General features: G+C 70.7%; 10 protein-coding genes and 2 pseudogenes. 7 read left to right on the forward strand and 5 right to left on the reverse strand.

All coding sequences use genetic code 11. The features are described 5' to 3' along the window. From JNW89_RS19300 to JNW89_RS19310, 3 genes are all read left to right on the forward strand, one after another. Window positions 1-299: transposase family protein (locus JNW89_RS19300; protein ID WP_238449965.1), on the forward strand; the 299-nt coding region annotated here is incomplete at its 5' end. Window positions 300-642: 343 nt separating this feature from the next. Continuing rightward, window positions 643-993 (forward strand): hypothetical protein, encoded by a 351-nt coding sequence (locus tag JNW89_RS19305; RefSeq protein WP_238449966.1) that lies wholly within the window; start codon window positions 643-645, stop codon window positions 991-993. A gap of 229 nt (window positions 994-1222) precedes the next feature. Continuing rightward, on the forward strand, window positions 1223-1750 hold the full coding sequence (locus JNW89_RS19310; protein ID WP_238449967.1) for a hypothetical protein: 528 nt from the start codon (window positions 1223-1225) through the stop codon (window positions 1748-1750). 109 nt (window positions 1751-1859) lie between these two features. Here the strand turns inward: JNW89_RS19310 and JNW89_RS36825 are convergent, their stop codons facing one another. Next, window positions 1860-1985, reverse strand: coding sequence for a hypothetical protein (locus JNW89_RS36825; protein WP_255540992.1), 126 nt, complete (start codon window positions 1983-1985; stop codon window positions 1860-1862). A gap of 262 nt (window positions 1986-2247) precedes the next feature. On the opposite strand from JNW89_RS36825, the gene JNW89_RS19315 reads away from it, so the two are divergent. Further along, a complete protein-coding gene (locus JNW89_RS19315; protein WP_238449968.1) occupies window positions 2248-3015 on the forward strand; it encodes a trans-aconitate 2-methyltransferase in 768 nt (255 codons plus the stop codon). Between the two features lie 400 nt (window positions 3016-3415). Here the strand turns inward: JNW89_RS19315 and JNW89_RS19320 are convergent, their stop codons facing one another. Next, window positions 3416-4099 (reverse strand): HAD family hydrolase, encoded by a 684-nt coding sequence (locus tag JNW89_RS19320; RefSeq protein ID WP_238449969.1) that lies wholly within the window; start codon window positions 4097-4099, stop codon window positions 3416-3418. A 178-nt stretch (window positions 4100-4277) separates the two neighbouring features. Here JNW89_RS19320 and JNW89_RS19325 point away from each other — a divergent pair, with 178 nt between their 5' ends. After that, the gene (locus JNW89_RS19325) at window positions 4278-5012 is read left to right on the forward strand and encodes a VOC family protein (protein ID WP_238449970.1); all 735 of its coding nucleotides are present in this window, start codon (window positions 4278-4280) and stop codon (window positions 5010-5012) included. Between the two features lie 204 nt (window positions 5013-5216). Here JNW89_RS19325 and ychF read toward each other — a convergent pair whose 3' ends face one another. Beyond that, window positions 5217-6302, reverse strand: a complete 1086-nt coding sequence (ychF, locus tag JNW89_RS19330; protein WP_238449971.1) for a redox-regulated ATPase YchF — start codon at window positions 6300-6302, stop codon at window positions 5217-5219. Window positions 6303-6406: 104 nt separating this feature from the next. On the opposite strand from ychF, the gene JNW89_RS19335 reads away from it, so the two are divergent. Next, a complete protein-coding gene (locus JNW89_RS19335) occupies window positions 6407-6991 on the forward strand; it encodes an exonuclease (RefSeq protein WP_238449972.1) in 585 nt (194 codons plus the stop codon). 46 nt (window positions 6992-7037) lie between these two features. On the opposite strand, the gene JNW89_RS19340 is transcribed toward JNW89_RS19335, so the two are convergent. Together JNW89_RS19340 and JNW89_RS19345 are read right to left on the reverse strand one after the other, a co-directional pair. Beyond that, on the reverse strand, window positions 7038-7772 hold the full coding sequence (locus JNW89_RS19340; RefSeq protein WP_238449973.1) for a peptidase E: 735 nt from the start codon (window positions 7770-7772) through the stop codon (window positions 7038-7040). A gap of 300 nt (window positions 7773-8072) precedes the next feature. Then, a pseudogene (locus JNW89_RS19345) lies at window positions 8073-8276 on the reverse strand (MarR family transcriptional regulator); the annotation flags it as partial. A gap of 154 nt (window positions 8277-8430) precedes the next feature. Between JNW89_RS19345 and JNW89_RS19350 the strand changes: the two are divergent. Next, window positions 8431-8701 (forward strand): annotated as a pseudogene (locus JNW89_RS19350) (hypothetical protein); the annotation flags it as partial.

Consider the following 8701-nt stretch of genomic DNA (forward strand, 5'->3'; position numbering starts at 1 on the left):
CTACCGGCACCTCTGGCATCGACCAGAAGCTGAACGGGCGGCCGGTCATGGCCGACGGCGGCTACCGCGGCAACCCCGACGTGATCATCCCGTACCGCAAGAACCGCGACGGCAGCCCACTGCCGGACTGGAAGCAGGAGCTCAACGCCCAACACCGCACGGTCCGCGCCCAGGTCGAACACGCCCTGGCCAGGATGAAGTGCTGGAAGATCTTGCGCGACTACCGCCGCGCTGCCAGCACATTGACCGACACCGCTTCAGCCATCGCCCATCTCCACAACATCGCCCTCGTCAGGTGAGCACCGACCCGGTCACGGACAACGCCTTCACTGAGTTACGAGACGTCCCTTAGAGACGCCCGGCCACGGCTGGGTCACAGTGGAGCGGCCCCGCGGCGGACCGGAGCCGCCCGCGCCTACCATCGGCGCGTGGATCATGGACCGGTCGACCCGGCGGACGGGCACGCGCCACCACCGGCTCGCGGCGCAGTCGTGCGGCGCGCGGTCACCAGGACGGTCCTGCTGACGCTCGTCCTCCTCGCGGGCGCAGCATGTACCTCGCCGGCACCGGTACCGCCGGACCTCACCAGCGCCGACCTCACCGGATCGTGGTGCACCACCAGCGGGGACCGGTTGGAGCTGGGTGCGGACGGCTCGGCGCGGCTCGGCCCCGTCTCGGACGACTACCTGTTCCACCTCCTCCGCGAACTACGCGTCACCTGGAGCGACGACTACATCTGGCGGACCTACTTCGCCGCGCCGACCCACGGCGGCCGCTGGCACCTGGCTGCTCGCCGCCGACGACGAGCGATGGGTACGGCTCGACCTCGGCGTCCGCGAGGCCGGCCCCGACCGGGACCACGTGTCCCCCGAGCGGTACGAGTTCGGCGACTCCCTGCTGGTCGACCACGACGGACGCGGCTTCGCGCTGTTCACGTTCTACGCCTCGTCCGACGAGGGGTGGACGAACCGCTTCGACCGCTGCGCATCCTGACCGGCGGAGAGATCGACTCGGTGTGCGGCGTGGCGCGGTGACGCGGCACCACGGACACCGCGACCCGCCGCAACTGGAGTCGATCACCTCGGCCCGGCCCGGCCGGGTCCTCGGGGTCCGTCGTCCGCGAGCCGGCGAGCGGCCCCGACGGTCTGTCCGACCGCCCCACTACGGTCGGGTCGATCTTCGGGGGATCGCGACCCCGGGCAGCGGTCGAGAGGAGAAGCACGTGGGTGCTTCGGGATGGTCGTACAGCGTCGCCTACCAGCCGGACGTCGCCGCCGCGCTCCGGCAGCTACGCCAGGAGGTGTACGACCGGGGCGCGTACCACCGCGAGGAGCCGGACCCCACGTACGCCCTGACCGAGGAGGAGTTCCGCGCGACGCTCGATCCCGCGCACGACGACAGCGGGATCAACGAGTTCCTGCTGGACGATTGGCGAGCCGCGCAGCGGCGACCTCGGCCGGTCGACCCGGACTCGCTGTTCGCCGCGCAACCGCACTCGGGCACGCACTCCGTCATCGACATGGTCAACGGCGTCTCGGACGAGCCGGCGCCGGGCACCGTGTCCCCGCTGACCGACGAGCAGTTGCTCGCCTACTTCGGCACCGTTCACCCCGCGCCGGATGAGGTCCTCGCGTGGCTGAAGAGCTTCGATCCCTACCCGATCCGGGAACGGTGGCAGGGCGTCTACGTCGTCAGCTACCTCGACGGCCGCCCGGGCCAGATCCACTTCACCGGGTTCTCCGGCGACTGACCCCATCGACGCCTTGCGGTACCCGGGGAATCCAGCCGTCAGCCGGCCCTGGGGCAGCCGACCCTCGCCACCGGCCGGGCGGCCATTCAGCCCCCGGCCGGTCGCGGCCTCACTGGAAACGCCTGCCGGGCCTTCTGGCGCCGGTCGGCTTGTTGATCACGGAATCCTTGGCTCGGCGGCGTACCACGATCGCGCTCGCCTTCCTCCGCAACCCTTTCAGGATCCTGTCCTTCATCGCCGGCATCCCTTCGTACGTCAGATCAGTCGTGCGCGTCTCCGCACCGGACAATTGATCCTTCGCAGCCCGCGTACCCGATGGGGCTGCGGCCATTCATCAGCGTCGGGCCACGCTGCCGAGCCCGACGGCGACTGGCAGACCGAACGACGCCAGCCACCGCTCCTGACCAGCGAAAACAGGCCGGAATCGGACACCCGAGGCGGAACTTGGCGCGGAAACACCAGCCATTCACGGCGCAGCTCGTGTCAGGATGCTCGCCATGTCTCGTCGCGCACTGGGCTTCGGAGTGGTGGCGGAAGCATACGAACGGTTCCGGCTGGGGTATCCCGTGGAGCTCTTCGACATGGTGATGACGTACGCGGGTCAACCGGTTCGGACTGCCCTGGAGATTGGCGCCGGCACCGGCAAGGCAACCCGGCTGTTCGCTCGACGAGGGGTCACGGTCACCGCGACCGAGCCTGACGGGGCGATGCTCGCCGAGCTGCGTAAGCACGTGGCAGCAAACGTCAGGACCGTGCAGGCCGCGTTCGAGGACGTGCGACCGGGCGAGCGCTACGGGCTGGTGTACGCGGCAGCGGCGCTGCACTGGACGAACCCGGAGGGCCGGTGGTCGCGGGTGGCCGCGCTGCTGGAGCCGGGTGGCGTGTTCGCCTCGTTCGGTGGACCACTCCAGTTGGCCGACCCGGCTGTGGAGGAAGCTGTTCGCGCGGCCCGGGCACCGTTCCTGGCGAGCGACGATGTTCCGTCTCCAGATGGGACGCCTCCGGGACATGACATGCAGTGGCCGGGTACGGAACTCCGACGGTCTGAGTGGTTCGCCGATGTTCGGCAGTCGGTGATCGTGCGGCGGGCGACGATGAGTGCTCGCGACTACGTGGGCCATCTCTCGACCATCTCGGCTTATCTCGAATTGCCGACCCCGGAGCGGGAGCAGGTGTTCAGCCGGATCATGCGGGTCCTGCCCGAGACGGTCGAGATCGCCGCCGACCTCACCGTCCATCTCGCGCGTCGGCGCGGCGAGCAGTAGCGCTTCGACCTCCTGGAGCAGGCTCGTACCGCGCGTTTCAGCAGGTCAACGGGGGTGTGCGTGTGACGGCGCGCGCAGCGGGAAGGTCGGTCGGATGACTGACCCCGGGGAGCTGGCGCGAGACGCGCTCCAGCGAATCCACAAGGCTGCCGTGCGACATCGGGACCTCGAGCTGCACCACGCGGCCGACGAGATCGTCCGAGCGGCCCAGGCGAGGGGCCTCGACCCGGGGTCCGTCGAGTCGTACCGTCCCTGCCCGGTGTGTGGTGCCGAGCCGGGACAGTTGTGCATCAACGTCCCCGGCCACCCGGTGAATCCGGGCGACATGCACCCTGAGCGCACGAAATAGGGGTGTGCCCCAGAGCGACACGCCCCGTTCTGGGCTCACGTCATTGGTGGCTCACGCCCTGGTCCTCCTGGTGGGGTCGCGCAGCAGGGTGGGCAGGTCGCTGAGAGCAGGGAACCCCGGTCCGTCCCAGCTCGGATCGGTGTCGTTGTGCTCGGTGGTCCTGAAGACCGTCATGCCGACCGCTGCCGCACCGGCCAGCTCGCCATCTGCGCCGTCGCCTATGAAGACGCACTGTGCCGGTGCAACGCCCAGCCGTTCAGTGGCGGCGCGGTAGATCGCCGGGTCGGGCTTGGCCAGCCCAACGTCGCAGGAGAAGATCGCGACGTCGAAGCGGCGGGCGAGCCGGCTCTGCGGCCATGCCTCAGCAGCGTCCGCGGTGGCGTTGCTGATGAGGGCCAACGGGTGCCCCCCGTCGCGTAGCGCGTCAAGCACGTCCAGCGTGGCGGTCGAAACTTCGTCCAGCACCCGGCGCGCGAGGGCTCGCCGATGATCCCCGGCCCGTCTCACCTGCTCCTCGGTTGGTGTGCCGCCGAGGCGACTGGCGAGGACATGGACGGTCTCCTCCACGTCCCACCGCACCAGCCGGTCGCGCCAGGTCGCGTGGTACTCCGCGACCAGGGCAGGTGGAGCCACCCCGACCATGAGCGCCATCTCACCGACTACCCGGTCGCGTTCGACGTCGTCGGTAGCGTGCAGCAGGGTATGGAAGAGATCGAAGATGACCGGCCGGGACATGTGCGCATGTTACTGAGCTGGGCACCCACTGTGGTCCTGCTTGCCATCGCGCGCTGGTCGCGCTTGCTCCTGGACGCACGTGGTTGTTCGTCACTCAGCCAAGGTGGCTTCATTCCCCACCTTGCGAGCGCCAGGTCTCCATCCCCGGATCGAACTGATCTCCTTTAGCATCGTCGGCATGGCAACGCGGCTCGTTCAAATCAACATGAAGGCTCGGGACGACTCCGCGCTGGGCGGTTTCTGGGCGGAGACGCTGGGCTGGGGAATCTCCAGCGAGGGACCCGGCGTGACCAACCTCGAACCCGAGGGCTTCGTCTACCCCGACCCCGCCGCTGTCTGCCTCGACCTCATCGCCTCCCCGGAACCCAAGACGGTGAAGAACCGCGTGCACGTCGACCTCGCCACCACCTCGGCGGCCCATCAGGCGGAGGTGGTCACGCGCCTGATGGAACTCGGCGCAACCCCCGCCGACGTAGGCCAGGGCGACGTCCCATGGACGGTCATGGCCGACCCGGAGGGCAACGAGTTCTGCGTGCTGGACTGGCGCGACCCGATCCGGGACACCGGACCGATCGCCTCGGTAGTGGTCGACTGCGCGGATCCGCGAGCCATGGCCCGCTTCTGGAGCAAGGCCATGGACTGGACCCTGCACAAGGTGACCGACCACAACGCGGTACTGCGCTCCGCCAAGGGCGTCGGCCCATATCTGCAATTCCTCCGCACACCCGACGTGAAGACTGGGTGGAATCGCGTTCACCTCGACGTCCGCCCATACCCGGGTGACGACCTGGAGGCCGAGGCGGCCAGACTGCGGGCTCTCGGTGCCACCCCCATCGACCTGGGCCAGAGCGTCCCGTGGACGGTCCTCGCTGACCCGGAAGGCAACGAGTTCTGCCTCCTCGCCCCAGGCTGACCCAGACCCTCTTCATCCGCTCACCACGGCCACGCGTCCGGACTGTGCGACGCGCCCTTAGGCGACCCCGCTGTCGACCTACGGCCACCTGATGCCCGACTCGGAGGAACGCACCCGCCGCGCGGTCGATGACGCGTGGGGCTGTGCCCCCGGTGTGCCCCAGAGCAACGAAACAACCGCCTGACCTGCGGGAACAGGCCGGAGTCAGACGTTGAAGCGGAACTCCACCACGTCGCCGTCCTGCATGACGTACTCCTTGCCCTCGATCCGGACCTTGCCGGCGGCCTTGGCCGCCGCCATCGATCCGGCCTCGACCAGGTCGGCGTAGGAGACGACCTCGGCCTTGATGAAGCCGCGCTGGAAGTCGCTGTGGATGACGCCCGCGGCCTCCGGCGCGGTCGCGCCGACCGGGACGGTCCAGGCGCGCGCCTCCTTGGGGCCCGCCGTCAGGTACGTCTGAAGCCCGAGCGTGCGGAAACCGATCCGGATCAGCTGGTCGAGGCCGGGCTCGTGCTGCCCGATCGACTCCAGCAGCTCGCGGGCCTCCTCCTCGGGCAGGTCCACCAGCTCGGATTCGATCTTCGCGTCCATGAAGACCGCCTCGGCGGGCGCGACCAGGGCGCGCAGCTCGTCGAGGAACTCGGCGTTGGCCAGCTCGGCCTCGTCGACGTTGAAGACGTACAGGAAGGGCTTGGTGGTGAGCAGGTGCAGCTCGCGCAGGTGCTCCAGCTCGATCTTCGCGGCGGCGGCGCCGGCGTAGAGCGTGGTACCGCCGTCGAGCACGTCGACGGCGGCCTTGGCGGCGGCGACCGCGGCGGCCCGGTCCTTGCGGAGCTTGGCCTCCTTCTCCAGTCGCGGCAGCGCCCTCTCCAGGGTCTGGAGGTCGGCGAGGATCAGCTCGGTGTTGATCGTCTCGATGTCGTCGGCCGGGGAGATCTTGCCGTCGACGTGCACCACGTTCGGGTCGGAGAACGCGCGCACCACCTGGCAGATCGCCGAGGCGTCGCGGATGTTGGCCAGGAAGGCGTTGCCCCGGCCCTGCCCCTTGGAGGCACCCCGCACCAGGCCGGCGATGTCGACGAACGACACCGGCGCCGGCAGCACCTTCTGCGAGGAGAAGATCTCGGCGAGCGTGGCCAGCCGCTCGTCCGGCAGCCCGACCACGCCGACGTTGGGCTCGATCGTGGCGAACGGGTAGTTCGCGGCGAGCACGTCGTTCTTGGTGAGCGCGTTGAACAGGGTGCTCTTGCCGACGTTGGGCAGGCCGACGATGCCGATGGTGAGACTCACGACGAGCCAGCTTACGCCGGTGTCCGCCGACACCCGGCAGGTAGGCCCACCGGCCGGGGGAAAAGACGTCCCGGGTACGCCGGCAGCGTTGCTAGCCTGCCCGGATGACGAGCGGGGCGGGCGAGCGGCTGCCGGAGCTGTACGTGGCGGTGGACGTCGAGGCGGACGGCCCGATCCCCGGCCCGTACAGCATGATCTCGCTGGGCATGGCGGTGGCCGGGCGGCCCGACCTCGCCTTCTACACCGAGCTGAAGCCGATCTCCGATGAGTTCGTGCCGGCCGCCCTGGCGGTCTCCGGGCTCGACCGGGACCGGCTGCTGCGGGAGGCGCCCACCGCCGAGGAGGCGATGGGCGCCGCCGCGAGCTGGGTCAACGGGCTGCGCCGGATCGGCCGGCCGGTCTTCCTGGCCGCGCCCGCCGTCTGGGACGGCATGTTCGTGCACTGGTACTTCGTCCGGTTCACCGGCCGCAGCCCGTTCGGCGCGACCGGCTCCGGCGTGGACCTGCGCAGCTGGTGGATGGGACGGACCGGCTGCGAGTGGGTGCGGACCCGCAAGGGGATCATCAAGCACGAGCTGGGCCTGACCGACGTGCCGCACACCCACCACGCCGGGGAGGACGCGGCCGAGTTGGCCCAGGTCTTCGACGCCGCGCTCCGGCACCGCCCCGGGCGGGCCGAGGCCGGCTGAACCCGGGCCCGCCGTCCGCGTACCCGAAGGGGCCGGCGAGCGGCGCTCAGGCGGTGAGCAGCCGGGGTTCGATTCGGGTCTCCCGGGCGCCGCCCGCGCCGTCCGGGGTCAGCTCGTACGCGGCCACGCCCGCGCGGTCGGCGACCGCCTCGGCCAGCCGGGTCCCCCGGTAGACCAGCCCCACCCCGTCGTCGGTGCAGTGGCTGACCGGCAGGGTGCCGTCGCCGACCAGCCGGTGCATCAGCGGGCGGCGCTGCTCCTCGCTGTCGTAGTGCACCCCGTTGCCGTACGGCAGCCACCCGAGGCCGTCGGTGAAGGCGCGCAGCGTGCGGCCGAAGCTGTCGGTGGCGCCGCCGACGTGCCAGCAGATCGAGCCGGCGGAGACGCCGCCGAGCACCACGCCGGCCTCCCAGCACTCGCGCAGGATCTCCGGCAGGCCGTGCACCCGCCAGACGGCGCAGAGGTTGGCGACGCTGCCGCCACCGACCCAGATGATGTCCTGGGCGAGCAGGTGGGCCCGGATGTCGTCGACGGTCGGCATCGGGAACAGCGCCAGGTGGGACGGGCGGAACCGGGTGCCGGCGAAGGCGCCGTAGAAGACGGTGAACGCGGTGGGCTGGTCGCCGACCGCCTGGTTGAGGTAGCAGATCTTCGGCTCGTCGGCCCCGGCCAGCTCGGCCATCAGGTCGAAGACCGGCCCGGGCTTCGCGTCCCAGGGGCCACGGTCCCGGCTGCTGAAGCCCATGCTGGTCGCGACGATGGTGGGTTCGCTGGCGGGCACGGATGATCCTTCCGTCGGGTGGGTGACGCCCCCATCCTGCGTCATCGCCGACCCGCCCGTCGGCCCGGTCAGCCCGCTTCGGCGGCGGCGAGCAGGGCCCGCAGCAGATCGCCCAGGCGGGTCTGGTCCGCCGGGGGCAGCGCGTCGAGGATCCGTCGCTGCACCGCCAGGCCCGCCTCGGCGGCCTCCTCGACCGCGCGGCGGCCGGTGTCGGTCAGGGTCACCCGCAGGCCCGCCGGTCGGCGGGTCGGGCGCGCGGCGCAGCAGCCCGGCCCGTTCCAGCCGGTCGAGCCGGCCGGTCATCCCGCCCGAGGTGAGCATCAGCGCGGCGGTCAGCTCCTTCGGCGCCAGCGTGTACGGCTCGCCGCTGCGGCGCAGCGCGGCCAGCACGTCGAACTCGCCACGGCCGATGCCCCAGTCGGCGTAGACCCGCTCCTGCGCGTCACCGACGATCCGGGCCAGCCGGTAGATCCGGCCGAAGACCGCCATCGGCTCGGGCCGCATCCCGGCGCGCTCGCGCCGCCACTGCTCGACGATGAGGTCGACGTCGTCCCGGTCGGTCACCCCCGGATTGTGCCCCACGTCGCCCTTCCGCTTTCCGCTCACGGCTGATTAGCTTAGCACTAAGCTACTTACTGCAAAGAGAATCGAGTGCCCGATGAGCCGTCGCCGCACCGACATCGCGTTGACCGCCCTCGCGCCCACCTTCTGGGGCACCACCTACCTGGTCACCTCCGAGCTGCTGCCGCCGGACCGGCCACTCTGGTCCGGCGCGCTGCGGGCGCTGCCCGCCGGGCTGCTGCTGCTCGCGCTGACCCGCCGCCGGCCGCAGCGGGTGCTCGCCCGGCTCGCCGAGATCGGCTACAAGGAGGTCGAGTTCGCCGGCTACAACCAGCACGTCTCGATCCTGGGCCGGCAGATCACCGCGG

It is taken from the genome of Micromonospora sp. 4G55, assembly GCF_016803375.1.

What these genes read in the sequence shown, in the direction of transcription:
- JNW89_RS36825 (WP_255540992.1), bottom strand. Translation starts at nt 1,985, where the DNA reads ATGAAGGACAGGATCCTGAAAGGGTTGCGGAGGAAGGCGAGCGCGATC.
- JNW89_RS19315 (WP_238449968.1), top strand. Translation starts at nt 2,248, where the DNA reads ATGTCTCGTCGCGCACTGGGCTTCGGAGTGGTGGCGGAAGCATACGAA.
- JNW89_RS19320 (WP_238449969.1), bottom strand. Translation starts at nt 4,099, where the DNA reads ATGTCCCGGCCGGTCATCTTCGATCTCTTCCATACCCTGCTGCACGCT.
- JNW89_RS19325 (WP_238449970.1), top strand. Translation starts at nt 4,278, where the DNA reads ATGGCAACGCGGCTCGTTCAAATCAACATGAAGGCTCGGGACGACTCC.
- JNW89_RS19335 (WP_238449972.1), top strand. Translation starts at nt 6,407, where the DNA reads ATGACGAGCGGGGCGGGCGAGCGGCTGCCGGAGCTGTACGTGGCGGTG.